13 protein-coding genes are annotated in these 15326 nt (G+C 44.0%); 5 read left to right on the plus strand and 8 right to left on the minus strand.

Translation table 11 applies throughout. The features are described from left to right. Positions 1-2 precede the first annotated feature (2 nt). From asnB to nagA, 4 genes are all read right to left on the minus strand, one after another. Positions 3-1667, minus strand: a complete 1665-nt coding sequence (gene asnB, locus OU793_RS08035; RefSeq protein WP_005454564.1) for an asparagine synthase B — start codon at positions 1665-1667, stop codon at positions 3-5. Positions 1668-1909: 242 nt separating this feature from the next. Continuing rightward, the gene (locus tag OU793_RS08040; RefSeq protein WP_274647754.1) at positions 1910-3499 is read right to left on the minus strand and encodes a cation:proton antiporter family protein; all 1590 of its coding nucleotides are present in this window, start codon (positions 3497-3499) and stop codon (positions 1910-1912) included. A 63-nt stretch (positions 3500-3562) separates the two neighbouring features. Continuing rightward, a complete protein-coding gene (locus OU793_RS08045) occupies positions 3563-4777 on the minus strand; it encodes an ROK family protein (protein WP_005454586.1) in 1215 nt (404 codons plus the stop codon). A 2-nt stretch (positions 4778-4779) separates the two neighbouring features. Continuing rightward, positions 4780-5916: an N-acetylglucosamine-6-phosphate deacetylase gene (nagA, locus tag OU793_RS08050; protein WP_140103814.1), complete on the minus strand. Its 1137-nt coding sequence runs from the start codon at positions 5914-5916 to the stop codon at positions 4780-4782. Between the two features lie 489 nt (positions 5917-6405). Between nagA and nagE the strand changes: the two genes are divergently transcribed. After that, positions 6406-7977, plus strand: a complete 1572-nt coding sequence (nagE, locus tag OU793_RS08055; RefSeq protein WP_005454584.1) for an N-acetylglucosamine-specific PTS transporter subunit IIBC — start codon at positions 6406-6408, stop codon at positions 7975-7977. Between the two features lie 235 nt (positions 7978-8212). Further along, positions 8213-9883 (plus strand): glutamine--tRNA ligase, encoded by a 1671-nt coding sequence (glnS, locus tag OU793_RS08060; protein WP_017448750.1) that lies wholly within the window; start codon positions 8213-8215, stop codon positions 9881-9883. A 129-nt stretch (positions 9884-10012) separates the two neighbouring features. Here the strand turns inward: glnS and fcrX are convergent, their stop codons facing one another. Continuing rightward, positions 10013-10462, minus strand: coding sequence for a ferric iron uptake transcriptional regulator FcrX (fcrX, locus tag OU793_RS08065; RefSeq protein WP_005489847.1), 450 nt, complete (start codon positions 10460-10462; stop codon positions 10013-10015). Between the two features lie 199 nt (positions 10463-10661). Between fcrX and OU793_RS08070 the strand changes: the two genes are divergently transcribed. Next, a complete protein-coding gene (locus OU793_RS08070; protein WP_017448749.1) occupies positions 10662-11165 on the plus strand; it encodes a DUF4442 domain-containing protein in 504 nt (167 codons plus the stop codon). A 50-nt stretch (positions 11166-11215) separates the two neighbouring features. On the opposite strand, the gene fldA is transcribed toward OU793_RS08070, so the two are convergent. The 3 genes from fldA to OU793_RS08085 form a co-directional block, all read right to left on the minus strand. Next, a complete protein-coding gene (gene fldA / locus OU793_RS08075; protein WP_005489824.1) occupies positions 11216-11749 on the minus strand; it encodes a flavodoxin FldA in 534 nt (177 codons plus the stop codon). Positions 11750-11797: 48 nt separating this feature from the next. Beyond that, positions 11798-12019 carry a DUF2788 domain-containing protein gene (locus OU793_RS08080; RefSeq protein WP_005461613.1) on the minus strand — a complete coding sequence of 74 codons (222 nt, stop codon included), beginning with the start codon at positions 12017-12019 and terminating at the stop codon, positions 11798-11800. Between the two features lie 112 nt (positions 12020-12131). After that, on the minus strand, positions 12132-12899 hold the full coding sequence (locus OU793_RS08085; protein ID WP_140103715.1) for an alpha/beta fold hydrolase: 768 nt from the start codon (positions 12897-12899) through the stop codon (positions 12132-12134). Between the two features lie 92 nt (positions 12900-12991). Here OU793_RS08085 and seqA point away from each other — a divergent pair, with 92 nt between their 5' ends. Both seqA and pgm read left to right on the plus strand, forming a co-directional pair. Continuing rightward, positions 12992-13534 carry a replication initiation negative regulator SeqA gene (seqA, locus tag OU793_RS08090; RefSeq protein ID WP_005489857.1) on the plus strand — a complete coding sequence of 181 codons (543 nt, stop codon included), beginning with the start codon at positions 12992-12994 and terminating at the stop codon, positions 13532-13534. Between the two features lie 94 nt (positions 13535-13628). Beyond that, positions 13629-15275, plus strand: coding sequence for a phosphoglucomutase (alpha-D-glucose-1,6-bisphosphate-dependent) (gene pgm / locus OU793_RS08095; RefSeq protein ID WP_140103714.1), 1647 nt, complete (start codon positions 13629-13631; stop codon positions 15273-15275). Positions 15276-15326 lie beyond the last annotated feature (51 nt).

Consider the following 15326-nt stretch of genomic DNA (forward strand, 5'->3'; position numbering starts at 1 on the left):
ACTTAGTAAGCGTCGTTGTGAACGGTTTGCACTGCACGGCCTGAAGGGTCAACACAGTTCTTGAATGACTCATCCCACTCAATCGCTTTCGCTGATGAACACGCTACAGAAGGACCACCTGGTACACATTCTGCAGCTGATGGTAATGGGAACAACTCCTCAAAAATTTCGCGGTATACGTAACCTTCTTTAGTTGTTGGTGTGTTGTATGGGAAGCGGTACTGAGCCGTTTCCATCTGTTGATCGGTCACTTTCTCTTCTGCTACGGCCTTCAAAGTGTCAATCCAGCTGTAACCTACGCCATCAGAAAACTGCTCTTTTTGACGCCAAGCGATTGAGTCTGGTAAGTAATGCTCAAAACATTCGCGAAGAATGTGTTTTTCCATCTTACCGTTGCCACACATTTTGTCTGCAGGGTTTAGGCGCATTGCGACGTCAATGAACTCTTTATCCAAGAATGGTACACGGCCTTCAACGCCCCATGCCGCCAACGATTTGTTCGCACGGGCACAGTCAAACATGTTTAGAGCCAGCAGTTTACGAACCGTTTCTTCGTGGAACTCTTTTGCGTTTGGCGCTTTGTGGAAGTACAAGTAGCCACCGAAGATTTCATCAGCGCCTTCACCAGAAAGCACCATTTTGATGCCCATTGCCTTGATTTTACGGCCCATGAGGAACATCGGTGTTGAGGCACGAATCGTTGTTACGTCATAAGTCTCGATGTGGTAAATCACGTCACGAATAGCATCCAAACCTTCTTGAATGGTGTATGTCATTTCGTGGTGAACGGTGCCAATTTTTTCTGCCACTTCACGTGCTGCTTTTAAGTCTGGAGCGCCTTCAAGACCAACCGCAAAAGAGTGAAGTTGAGGCCACCATGCTTCTGATTTTTCATCGTCTTCGATACGCATCGCAGCATAGCGTTTTGCTACCGCAGATGTGATGGATGAATCCAGACCACCAGATAGTAGTACGCCGTATGGTACGTCAGTCATTAGTTGACGTTTCACCGCTGCTTCCAGTGCTTCTGTTAGTTCTTCTTTACTCGTGCTGTTACCTTGAACAGCAGCATATTCGTTCCAGTCACGGATGTAGTAACGCTGAGGTTCTGCATCTTTTGAGCTGTAGTGCGAACCTGGAGGGAATTCGCTGACTGTTTTACAAACGGGTACGAGTGCTTTCATTTCGGAAGCGACGTAGTAGTTACCGTGTTCATCGTAACCTTGGTAAAGTGGAATGATACCGATATGGTCACGACCTACTAGGTACTCATCTTTTTCTTCATCGTACAGTACGAAAGCAAAAATACCGTTTAGTTCTTCAAGAAGATCTGCTCCCATGTCTTGATACAGCGCTAAAATAACTTCACAGTCAGAGTCTGTTTGGAATTCGTACTTGCCTTCGTAGCGAGCGCGAATCTCTTTGTGGTTGTAGATCTCACCGTTAACGGCAAGGATTAGTTTTTTATCAGGGCTGTATAGTGGTTGAGCACCGCTATTTAGACCAACGATAGCCAAGCGCTCGTGAGCTAGGATTGCTCTTTCTGAAGAGTAGATACCAGACCAGTCAGGGCCACGGTGACGAAGCTTTTTCGACATTTCTAACGCGATAGGACGCAGTGCCGCTGCATCACTTTTAATGTCTAAAATCCCAAATACTGAACACATACAACATCCTTTCTAAACTAAACAATTTCTAATCGGTATGGATTCAATTTGCCATTCTGAGTAAAAAAAGCAACGTTTTGTGATTAAAAAAATGATAAAAAGCCTTGTTGGTTAAATAATATTTAACTTATTTGTTGTTTTGATGAATGGAATTAAGGTTTGGTATGAAAATTAAACAAAAAAGCCTCTCTATTGATAGAAAGGCTTTTAATTGGTAGTAGCGTTGTTGCGTATTTTTAGGGTTATTTTATTGAAGTGAACTGAGGTTCTAGTTGTTTGCACACGTGTCGCGCAAAACCACTACCTGCTTCGCTGTATATATTAAAGGCAGCGTCCACACCACTTTCCAACAAACCTTCTAGTTGGTCTGGATATTCTGCAATAGCGGCAATTTGCCCTTTGTAGTTTCTACGCTGAAGTTGTTCTAGTGCCGTTTGATTACCTTGATGGTGTGGCATTGCCAATAAAACTAACTTTACGTGACCAGTATCTAGGATTCGTTCCCAAAAATCTGGGTCGGTAGCATCCCCTGAAATGACATTACGTCCTTCTGAACGGTGTTGTTGTGCTGCTTCTTCACGGATCTCAATCCCCAGAGAAATCTTGCCGTAACGTGCGCGTAGCTCGTCATATGCACCGGTGCCAATTCGCCCCATGCCTAGAATAAGTACTTGAGCATGTCCCGGGTTGATCAACTGGTCACGTTGGTTGAGTTTCTCTGCAGCCGTTTCTTGTAACCATTTACCGGAATGTTGATAAATTTTATGGCCCAAGCGATTTAGAGGTGCTGAGATAATAAAGGATAGTGAAACCGCTACAGCAATGGCTGCGAGCATGTCACTCGGCATCCACCCCATTTTGTACGCCAGGCCACCGACAATGAGCCCGAACTCGCTGTAGTTAAACAGTGATAAAGAAGCGAGTAGGGAAGTACGCACGCGAAACTTAAAGTGGTTGATGGTCAGGAAGTATAGCAATCCTTTAATAGGCAGAAGGACAATGAATAATAGTGCTAGTGCGATACCTGTTAGACTCAAAGATGCGGATAAGCCGATATTTAAGAAGAAGCAGACGAGAAAGAGCTCTTTCATATTAAATAGCGATTTAGACAACTCTGACGCTTTACGGTGACCAGCGAGCATCATGCCAAGAATCAAGGCGCCAAGGTCTGGTTTCATTCCAACTAACTCAAACAGTCCGGCACCCACAACAAGCGCGAAGAAAATGCCGAACAGCACTAACATCTCGCCGTGGCCTACTTTATCCAATAACTTGTAAAACAGCGGGCGCAGAAGAGGAAGAGCAAATAGACCTATGGCGTACCATTCTGGCACTTTGCCTGTCGAAACAGTCAGAAACACGACGGCGAAGATATCTTGCATAACCAAAATACCGATGGCCAGTGTGGCGTATGTCGCGTTGAGTTCACCTTTTTCCTGCAGTGTTTTTACCGCGAAAACAGTGCTAGAGAAGGAAAGTGCAAAGGCTAGGAGCAATATCTGCCCGCTTTCCATACTTGCAAGGGACGTTAATCCAAGCAGTTTCAGCCCTGACAACGCAAGGGCAAAAAAAACGGTTGAAAGAATATTGTGCGCTGTTGCGCCGCCCCAAATTTCTTTGGAAAGCAATGTTTTTACATCGAGCTTTAAGCCAATAGTAAAAAGCAAAAGAGTAACGCCGAGATCAGCCAGAGTGACAATAACGTCATTACTTTGATAGCTAAAGGCATGTAAGCAAAAACCTGCTAGTAGAAAACCAACTAGAGGGGGAAGGCTGCATTTGAGCGCGATGAAGCCTGCTAAAAAAGCCGTTGTAATTAGAATAATTTCCATACTGTTGAGCTAGATTCCTGATATACGAAAAACCGAGATTGTAACTCAATTAGTTGTATAAACTTAGTCTTCTAGTAACTTTTGTAACAAAACGCCATTTAACATCGCTCGTTTTATCATGGCGAAAGCGCCCATTGTTGGCTGCTTATCAATGTGAGAAGCCACAATTGGAAGATCGTTATGGAAGGTTTTCAGTGACTGGTTTTCTACATTTCTTTGAATTGCAGGGAAAACAATGTCTTGTGCAGCGGTGATGTCACCTGCAATCACGATTTTTTGTGGGTTAAACAAGTTGATGGTGATAGCGATGGCTTTACCCAACTGGTTACCAACACGTACTAAGCTCTGTTTCGCGAGCTCATCACCGTTCATAGCATGAGTGCATACATCTTCAATCGTAATGTGCTCCAATTGCGTTAAGCTAGACTCATAGCCTTGTGCTATGAGCTGTTTAACGCGTTGGATGATCGCTGGGTTAGCAGCTACCGTTTCAAGACAGCCAAAGTTGCCGCATTGGCATTGCTCACCAAGAGGGTCAATTTGAATGTGGCCAATTTCACCTACGTTACGGTTAAAACCTAGAAACACTTGGCCGTTAACAATGATGCCTGCGCCAGTACCGCGGTGTACACTGACTAAGATAGAGTCTTGGCAATCTTGGCTAGCACCAAAATAATGCTCCGCAAGTGCCATACCACGGACGTCGTTACCGACAAAACAAGCCGTATTGAACTTCTCTCGGATAATTTCACCAAGCGCAAGGTTATCAATATCCGTATTTGGCATGTACTCAACGACGCCTGTCGTAGGGTTAACTAGGCCTGGTAACGTAATACCGATAGCAATCAACTGGTCAATTTTATCTTGGCAACGACTTACGAAGTCTTTTAATAAATCAATAAGACCTGCAATCAAATCGGCTTGGTTGGTGTAGTGAAGTTCGTGTTGATCTTCTGCCAGTGCAGTGCCGCCTAAGTCATAGAGACAGAATTGAACGTAGTCTCGACCCAAACGAACGGCGATAGAGTGAAAAGGCTTCACTTCAGTGGTCAATGAGATTGCTCTACGACCACCTGTTGAAGCTTGTTGGGCGACCTCTTTAATGAGGCCGCGTTCCAATAGTTGACGGGTGATTTTGGTAACACTCGCTGGAGCGAGCTGGCTAACATCCGCGACTTGAATTCGGGAGATAGGACCTTGCTGATCAATCAGCCTGTATACCGCAGCGCTGTTAAGCTGTTTTACTAAATCTACATTACCAATCTGTCCGCCATTCATGCTTAATTTTGCTCGTATTGTCCGTTAACAACCGTCGCTTTAACGTTGAAGTCACGATCGAAAATAGTCAGGTTTGCAACCATGCCTTTTCGAATTCGGCCGAGACGGTCCTCAACGCCAATTGCTGTCGCTGGGTACAGTGTAGCCATTCGTAGAGCTTCTTCTAAAGCGATACCTGCGTGCTCAACTGTGTTCTGAACTGCTTCAATCATAGTCAGAGCTGAGCCGCCTAGTGTGCCGTTTTCATCAACACACTTACCATCTCGGTAATATACTTTCTTACCGACAAAAATAAAGTGATCAATGTTAGCACCTGCCGGAGCTGTGGCATCGGTCACCAAAACAAGCTTTTCACCTTTGATTTTATGAGCAATTCGAATGTTTGCGTAGTCTACGTGGAAGCCGTCAGCAATGATGCCTGCGTAGATCTCTGGTGTATCGTAAATAGCACCAACCACTCCTGGCTCACGACCAACCATAGGAGTCATCGCATTGAATAGGTGAGTTGCAAAAGTAATACCGGCCTCAAAACCTTTGCGTGCTTCAGCATAGGTCGCGTTTGTGTGACCGATTGATACCACAATGCCCGCAGCTTTTAGGCGTGCGATATGTTCAGGGTCGTTCTGCTCTGGCGCAAGAGTTACTTTGGCAATAATGTCTGCATTTGAGCAAATAAGGTCAATCATGCCGTCATCGGATGGACGGATGAAGTTAACGCTATGAATACCTTTTTTCGCGACGTTAAGGTATGGGCCTTCAAGATGTAAGCCAAGCGATTGGTTTTGGTATTTTTTGTGATATTCGCGAGCTGCGGAGATTGCCGCGCGCATATCTTCATCAGAAGACGTAATAAGCGTAGGAAGGAAGCTGGTACAACCCGACTTTAGGTTTGCTTCGTGCATGATTTGCATCGTTTCTGCTGTGATAGCATCGTTCAACATGACGCCGCCACAACCGTTCAGTTGCAGGTCGATAAAACCAGGACTTAAGTTAGCTCCATTCAGATCTTTTACTTCAATGCCTTTCGGTAGTTCAGCAACGGGCACAATGGATTGAATTAGATCGTTTTCAACGATGACCGCATGATCGGTAAGAACATCACTACCGGTATAGATTTTACAGTTACTTAGCGCGTACATAGTCAGCTAGTCCTTATAGATGAGAATTCAATTTCTGTATCGTTATCTAATCGGCGACTGAATGAGTCATGTGGGTACTTAGTTTGTATCACTGAATTAGATAACGAGTCACATACAGCAAGTTGCGTTTTATCGATGTCATTGTCAGAGTAACTAACTGAAAAATAATAAATGAATTGTTTTTTATGATTCTTTTTCAGAGCAAAGTTACTAAGAATTACCCGCCGAGATATCAAAATAACACTGATTCTGCCTTGCATAAAGTGCGAGAATATTATCTTTAAAACGCCATTTTTTCGTATAATAAAATAAGTTTTATGATCTCGCTAGCAAAAACCTTTCGAAAGGGCAAATTGTGGTGATTATGATCACAAACAATGAGCTTTTAATTTGCGGAGCAAAATTAATGTCATAAACTGACGATGACTAAATTGAACGACTGAAATAAGTCATTCAACATAACATCGAATCCTATAGGGGGAACTTAAGGTGAATATTCTCGGATACGCGCAGAAGTTAGGTAAAGCTCTTATGCTTCCTATCGCGACTTTGCCAATCGCAGGCTTGTTACTGCGCTTGGGCCAACCTGATGTATTTGACATCGCGTTTATGGCACAAGCCGGTAACTCAATCTTCTCTAACCTTCCATTGTTATTTGGTCTAGGTATCGCGATCGGCTTATCAAAAGACGGTCAAGGTGCTGCAGGTCTTGCTGGTGCGGTTGCGTACTTCGTACTTACTGCGACAGCGTCAACAATCGATGCGTCAGTTAACATGTCATTCTTCGGTGGTATCATCGCAGGTATCATTGCTGGCCATTCTTACAACGCTTTCCATGCTACACGTCTTCCTGAGTGGCTAGCATTCTTCTCTGGTAAGCGCCTAGTGCCAATTATGGCTGGTTTGTTCGCCCTAGTTGCTGGTGCTGTTTCAGGTATTGTATGGCCAACAATCCAAGGTGGTCTAGATGCACTTGCTCACGGTATCTCTACTTCTGGCGCAATCGGTCAGTTTGTATACGGTACGCTTAACCGTGCTCTAATTCCTGTAGGTCTACACCACGTACTGAACTCTTTCTTCTGGTTTGGTATGGGTTCTTGTCAAGAAGTGCTAGTTTCTGGCGCAACAGCTGCTGGTCAAGCTCTTCCTGCACTACAACAACTTTGTGTTGACCCAGCTCTAGCTAAGACTCTTGTTGCTGGTCAAACTCACACATTTGAATTCGCTAACTCAGTAACTCCAGAAATTACAGCAACTGTTAAAGAAGTAACTGAAACAGTTAAATCTGGTGACCTACACCGTTTCTTCGGCGGCGATAAGAGCGCTGGTGTATTCATGAACGGTTTCTTCCCAGTAATGATGTTCGGCCTACCAGGTGCAGCACTTGCTATGTACCTAGCGGCTCCTGTTGAGAAACGTAGCCAAGTTGGGGGTGCATTGTTCTCTGTTGCATTCTGTTCATTCCTAACTGGTATCACAGAGCCTCTAGAGTTCATGTTCGTATTCCTAGCTCCTGCTCTATACGCGATTCACGCAGTGTTCACTGGTCTATCGCTAGTTGTTGCTAACATGCTTGGTACGCTACACGGCTTCACATTCTCTGCTGGTCTAATTGACTACTTGTTGAACTACGGTCTAGCAACTAAACCTCTACTACTAGGTGCAGTTGGTCTTGGCTTCGGTGCTCTTTACTTCTTTACATTCAGCTTCGCAATCCGCGCGTTTAACCTAAAATCGCCAGGCCGTGAAGATGATGATAGCCAAGCAGCAGCACCAGCAGGTGAAGCAAAAAGTGGTGACCTAGCTCGTCAATACCTAAAAGCGCTAGGTGGTCATGACAACCTAACTTCAATTGACGCATGTATCACTCGTCTACGTCTAACTCTGAAAGATCGTTCAGTAGCTGATGAAGAAGTGTTGAAGAAACTAGGTGCGAAAGGTGTTGTTAAACTAGGTGAAAACAACCTTCAAGTTATCCTTGGTCCTCTAGCAGAAATCGTTGCTGGCGAAATGAAAGCAATCGGCGCAAACGAAGACCTATCGAATGTAAAACTACCATAATTACATCGAACTGATATTTGATTAGAGACCTCCTTCGGGAGGTCTTTTTTTGTTTTAGTGCTTTGAATCTGCTGTGCATTCACGCGAACTCGATAAATATTGCCGTTTTAGCGCGAGTTCTTGTTGTCTAATGGCTTAGAATTGTGGATCATTAGAAACAATGCACTCTGTAAAACCATATCGGATACAGAGTTCCGTTTTCTCTGACAATACTTATATTTTTGAGGTGCTATAGATGAGTGAAGCTGATGCTCGTCCATCAAACTTTATTCGCCAGATCATTGATAAGGATCTAGCGGATGGCAAACACACTAGCGTGCATACTCGATTCCCGCCGGAGCCAAATGGCTACCTGCACATCGGTCATGCTAAGTCTATCTGTTTGAACTTCGGTATTGCTCAGGACTACCAGGGTCAATGTAACTTACGTTTCGACGATACAAACCCTGAAAAAGAAGACATCGAATACGTTGAGTCTATCAAGAAAGATGTAAACTGGTTAGGCTTCGAGTGGGATGGTGAAGTATGTTACTCATCAAACTACTTCGACAAGCTTTACGAATATGCAATTGAATTGATTAACAAAGGCTTAGCGTACGTAGATGAGCTAAGTCCAGAGCAGATTCGTGAGTACCGTGGCACGCTAAAAGAGCCAGGTAAGCCAAGCCCATACCGCGACCGTTCTGTTGAAGAAAACTTAGCGCTATTTGAAAAAATGCGCGCAGGTGAATTTGAAGAAGGTAAAGCGTGTCTTCGTGCGAAGATCGATATGGGTTCGTCATTCATGGTTATGCGTGATCCAGTGCTATACCGTGTACGTTTTGCTACTCATCATCAAACGGGTGATAAGTGGTGCATTTACCCAATGTACGACTTCACACACTGTATCTCTGATGCGCTAGAAGGCATTACGCACTCTATCTGTACGCTAGAGTTCATGGACAACCGTCGTTTGTACGACTGGGTATTAGACAACATCACAATTGATTGTCGTCCTCATCAATACGAGTTCAGCCGTCTAAACCTAGAATACACAGTGATGTCTAAGCGTAAGCTAAACCAACTAGTAACCGAAAAATTGGTTAACGGTTGGGATGATCCTCGTATGCCAACAGTATCTGGTTTACGTCGTCGTGGTTTCACACCTGCGTCAATCCGCGAATTCTGTAAGCGTATCGGCGTGACGAAGCAAGAAAACATGATCGAGTTTAGCTCGCTTGAATCTTGTATTCGTGACGACCTAAACGAAAATGCACCTCGTGCGATGGCTGTGTTGGACCCTGTTAAAGTTGTTATTGAGAACTTTGAAGAGGGCGCTGTAGAAAATCTAACGCTGGCTAACCATCCAAATAAACCTGAAATGGGTGAGCGTGAAGTACCGTTTACTCGTGAAGTTTGGATCGAGCGAGAAGACTTCCGTGAAGAAGCGAATAAAAAGTACAAGCGTCTAGTTCTTGGTAAAGAAGTTCGTTTACGTGGTGCTTACGTGATCAAAGCTGAGCGTGTTGAAAAAGACGCGGAAGGCAACATCACAACGATTTACTGTACTTACGATCCTGAAACGCTAGGCAAAAACCCAGCAGATGGTCGTAAAGTTAAAGGCGTAATTCACTGGGTATCTGCGGATAAAGCGCTACCAGCAGAAATTCGCCTATACGATCGTTTGTTCACTGTTCCAAATCCTGCAGCAGCAGAAGACTTCGCTTCAACCATTAACCCTGATTCACTCGTTGTGATCAACGGTTTCGTTGAGCCAAGCCTGGCATCTGCAGAAGCAGAGCAAGGCTACCAGTTCGAGCGTATGGGTTACTTCTGTGCGGATTCTAAAGATTCAACTGCAAATAACCTAGTGTTCAACCGCACGGTTGGCCTACGTGATACATGGGCGAAAATTGAGAACCAATAATCTCAATCGTTACCTATAGAAAAATGCCAGCAATTGCTGGCATTTTTGTTTTTGGATTAAGCAAAACAAAAAGTACAGATACAAAAAACGCCAGCTTTAACTGGCGTTTATTTTTAATCTACAAGCAAATTATTTTGCAGGTTTGTGCGCATCTGGGTTTTCTTTGCAACCACCGTCACTGCATTTACCGTATAGGTATAAGCTGTGGTTTGTTAGCGTCACATTGTACTTAGCTGCGATTTCGCGTTGGCGCTCTTCAATGATGTCGTCAGAAAACTCAATTACTTCACCACAGTCTAGACATACTAGGTGGTCGTGGTGATGTTGAGTTGACAATTCGAAGACTGACTTGCCACCTTCAAAGTGGTGACGAGTAACAATACCTGCATCGTCGAATTGGTTTAGAACGCGATAAACAGTTGCTAGACCTATCTCTTCACCTAGATCAATCAGCTTTTTGTACAAATCTTCAGCACTGATGTGCTGGCAGTCTGGCTGCTGAAGTACTTCTAGAATTTTTAGCCTTGGAAGGGTAACTTTTAGACCCGCATCCTTCAGCGCCTGATTATTATCTGACATATACTTTCCCGTTGGATCATCTGCAGCGATTTAACAGAATTCAATATTCCTACCATTATAGGCGAAGCGCTAAAAACATTAAACCACGAACTTCAAAGGGTTAATAGAATCTTTTTGTAAATTGGAAATGGGTCGATTATATTACAGATCTGACCAGTTACAATTTTGTAACATGAGCTTAGAGAGGGCACGGACTGCAATGAATAAGCGACTCGCGAAGATTTATAAACCAGGGATTGTGAAATTTGCGTTGAATGTATGGCCACCATTTTGGGGGGCCGGAATTAAAATCTTACATATTTCTGAAGACTTCCGAATGGTTAAAGTTCGTTTGAAACTTCGCTGGTGGAACAAAAATGCCAATCGTACACAGTATGGAGGCAGTATTTTTTCCTTAACCGATCCCATTTACTCTCTCATGTTGATGGGTATTCTACGTGAAGAGTATTACGTGTGGGATAAAGAGGCGAGCATCAACTTTATCAAGCCAGGACAAAGCGATTTGTTTGCTGAGTTTAAGATCACGGATGGCATGCTAGACGAGATCTATCAGATGACTCGAAACGGCGAAAAGTGCTTTCCTGAATTCATTACGCATGTAAAAGACAAACAAGGGAATGTGGTATCTGAAGTTCAGCGCAAGTTATATGTGAGAAAGAAGCCTCAATATCGAGAAGAAGAGGCGGTAACGGAAGCGCCTTAATTTAATGCTATAAAAAAGACCTCTAATCGGAGGTCTTTTTTAATACTTACTTAGCCTTCTAGCTCAGCTAGGCACATTTCTTCGTAAATTTGCTTAACCCAGTTTTCGACGCGTTGGTCAGTCAACTCAGGTTGACGGTCTTCATCAATACATAGACCTACGAATTGGCTGTCGTCGCCTTCAACAAGTGCTTTTGAAGCTTCAAACTCGTAGCCTTCAGTTGAAGTATGACCAAGAATTGTGCCGCCTTTAGACTCAACGATGTCACGCACTGTACCCATCGCATCGCAGAAGTATTCTGCGTAGTCTTCTTGGTCGCCACAGCCGAAGATAGCCACTAGCTTAGTAGAGAAATCGATCTGCTCAAGTTCAGGGAAGAAATCATCCCAATCACATTGTGCTTCGCCGTAGTACCAAGTAGGGATACCTAGAAGAAGAAGATCAAAGTTATCAATGTCTTCTTTGCTGCTTTTCGCGATGTCTTGAACGTGAACTAGATGTTTGCCTAGTTGCTTTTGAATCATCTTTGCAACGGCTTCAGTATTACCTGTGTCGCTACCGAAGAAGATACCTACACTTGCCATAGAGTCTATACCTTTACATTGTTTGTTATGGGCAATGGTACTGAGGGTTTAACCTAACCCCGAGCCTTCCCAAGTGAGCTGAATAATGCCTTTTGCAATAAAGCCAGCACAGCCTAGGAAAAGGACTAACCATACAATACGACGACCAAAAACAGGTACATTGCCTTGCTTTAGCACATCTTTTATTGCCATCCCGATGAAAAAGAAGATAGCAGCAAAAAGAAGATCGAGCCCAATAGACTCGAGCATATCCATATAGTCGTAAAGCATTTTAGTCCTTCATGCCGAAAAATCTTGGGCGCACTATACCACTGTTACACAGCATTGTTAATGCACTACAAGGAGGGTTATTTCAATAATCTATTGTTGCTTTTCGAATTTGTTAACTCGAAATGTATTTCCGGATCACTCGCATCACTTCAGCAGGTTTTTCTGCGTGTAACCAATGGCCTGTGTTGGCAATAATGTGTGCTTTAGCTTGTTTGAATTGTCGTTGTACTGACGGTTGGTGCTCTGGCATTAAGTAGTCCGAATCTCCGCCTTTAATGAAGAGTGTCGGGATCTCGGTAGGAGCAATATCTTGCCAGCCAATGATCTCTGCATAGTTACTTAATAAACTGTCGACGTTAAATCGCCAAGCCATATGGTCTTCATTTTTAAACAGAGATTTTGAGAGAAATTGTCTAACGCCATCCATCTCAATGTGTTGAGCTAAGATTTCTAACGTTTGTTGACGGTTCGCAGGTTTTTCTTTGATAACGGCCAGCAAACCATCAAATACGTTGTCGTGACGATTGGTCTGGTAAGCTACTGGTGCCATGTCCAATACGACCAACTGTTTCACAAGATTTGGTGCTATATCAGCGAGTTTCATCGCGACTTTACCACCCATTGAATGGCCGACGATTATCGATGGCTCTACGTTTAAGTGCTGAAGAAGCGTCGCGACATCTTGTGCCATGTCAGTGTAGTTATGAGTATCAGAGTGGAAAGAGAGACCGTGATTGCGTAGGTCGATACTGATCACTGAGTGATCTTCAACAAGATCACGAGCCAATAGGCCCAGATTACTTAAACTACCAAACAATCCGTGAATCAAAACAACTGTTTGGCCTTGGCCTTCCAGCTTATAGTTGAGTAATGCTGACATTTTATCTTATTCGTGATGGGTTTAACGTGGAGTATCCGAAAGGATCTCGTTATAATCCCCCAGAGTTTAAACATTGAGAATGTGAAAAGCGAATGAAAACAATTGAGGTTGATGAGGATCTATACCGTTACATTGCTAGCCAAACTAAGCATATCGGTGAAAGCGCCTCGGATATTTTGCGACGCCTTTTAAACCTTGATGGTCAGTTGCAGGTAGCAGAATCGGCACCAGCAGTAGAGAAGCCACAAGGGATTGTAGTAAGTAAAGATGCGGGCAAAGCAGAATCTATTGATGTAGTGAAAGAGATGCGTTCGCTGCTAATTTCTGATGAGTTTGCCGGTCTAAAAAAAGCGATTGATCGCTTTATGTTAGTACTATCGACCTTACATAAGTTAAATCCAGAAGGCTTCGCACAAGCGACAAACGTAAAGGGACGCAAACGCGTTTACTTTGCAGACAATGAAGAAACCTTACTGGCCAATGGTAACACCACCAAGCCTAAAGCCATTCCAGGTACGCCGTTTTGGGTTATCACAAACAACAATACCAGTCGTAAGAGACAAATGGTTGAACAAGTGATGACGCACATGGAGTTCCAACCTGACTTGATAGAAAAAGTAACAGGTTCAATCTAAGAAACCTGATAGAAGCCTCATAATGCGTCGCAGTTAGCGGATATTATGAGGCTTTTTTGTAATTTTATTATTTTTAAAAGAAAGGATGTCAAACATGGCTATGCACCCTCGTGCTGGGCAAAAAGCGCAGCAGGAAGATCTCCATAATATTCCAGCGTTAGTTGCTAACTACTTCTTACTTCAGCCTGATGCTAATAATGCGGAACATAAGGTTCAATTCGGTACTTCTGGTCACCGTGGCACAGCAGACAAGCAAACTTTTAATGAAAACCACATTCTTGCTATCGCACAAGCAGTTGCAGAAGTACGTGCCAAGAAGGGGACTACAGGGCCGTTGTTTGTGGGCAAAGATACCCACGCGTTGTCAGAACCTGCGTTTTCAAGCGTAATCGAAGTTTTGATTGCGAATGGTGTAAAAGTCATCGTACAGCAGGATAATGGCTACACTCCAACACCTGGCATTTCTCACGCTATCTTAACTTACAATCTAAAGCATGATGAGAAAGCGGATGGCATCGTTATCACACCGTCTCATAATCCACCACAAGATGGCGGTATTAAGTACAATCCAACACATGGCGGTCCAGCAGAAGCAGAATTGACTCAAGCGATTGAAGATCGTGCGAACGAGATCATTGCTGGTGGCCTAAAAGATGTGAAGCGTCTAGCGCTAGCAGAAGCGAAAGCATCTGAGCTATTCGTAGAGATGGATTTGGTGAAGCCTTACATCGATGACTTAGTAAATGTTATCGATATGGAAGCGATCCAGAAATCGAAGTTGAAAATTGGTGTGGATCCACTTGGTGGCAGCGGCATTGATTACTGGCGTCAAATCGGCCAAGCATACAACTTAGATCTGACCTTGGTCAGCGAAGCGATTGACCCATCATTCCAGTTCATGTCGCTTGATAAGGACGGCGTGGTTCGTATGGACTGTTCTTCTCCATACGCAATGGCTGGTCTGCTAGCTCTGAAAGATGAATACGATCTTGCGTTTGGTAACGACCCAGACTATGACCGTCATGGTATCGTGACGCCGAAAGGTTTGATGAACCCGAACCATTTCTTAGCGGTTTGTATCGACTACCTATACCGTCATCGTGAGGCGTGGGGTAAAGATGTTGCTGTTGGTAAGACGCTGGTTTCAAGTGCACTTATTGACCGAGTAGTAGCCGATTTGGGTCGTGAACTGTGTGAAGTGCCTGTCGGCTTCAAGTGGTTTGTCGATGGCCTTTACACTGGCAAGTTTGGTTTTGGTGGTGAAGAGAGCGCAGGTGCCTCTTTCCTACGTAAAGATGGAACACCATGGTCAACAGACAAAGACGGCATCTTACTATGTTTGTTAGCGGCAGAGATTACTGCGGTAACGGGTAAAAACCCACAAGAGTACTACGAAGAGCTTGCCGCTAAACATGGTGAGTCTAAGTACAATCGTATTCAAGCGGTAGCGAATGGACCTCAAAAAGACGTGTTGAAGAAACTGTCGCCAGAAATGGTTGCAGCAGAAACACTGGCAGGTGATCCGATTACGGCGCGTCTAACACACGCTCCTGGTAACGGTGCGGCGATTGGCGGATTGAAAGTGACGACTGAAAATGGTTGGTTTGCTGCTCGTCCATCGGGTACGGAAGACATCTACAAAATCTATTGTGAAAGCTTCAAGGGTGAAGAACACCTAAAACAAATTGAAGCTGAAGCACAAGAGATTGTAAATCAAGTATTTGCAGCTGCAGGTTTGTAATTAAACCTACTCTGACAAAAAGGCGACCAGATGGTCGCCTTTTTTACAACT

This window comes from Vibrio sp. VP6, assembly GCF_028823755.1.
In the GTDB taxonomy this organism is placed as follows: Bacteria; Pseudomonadota; Gammaproteobacteria; order Enterobacterales; family Vibrionaceae; genus Vibrio; species Vibrio parahaemolyticus.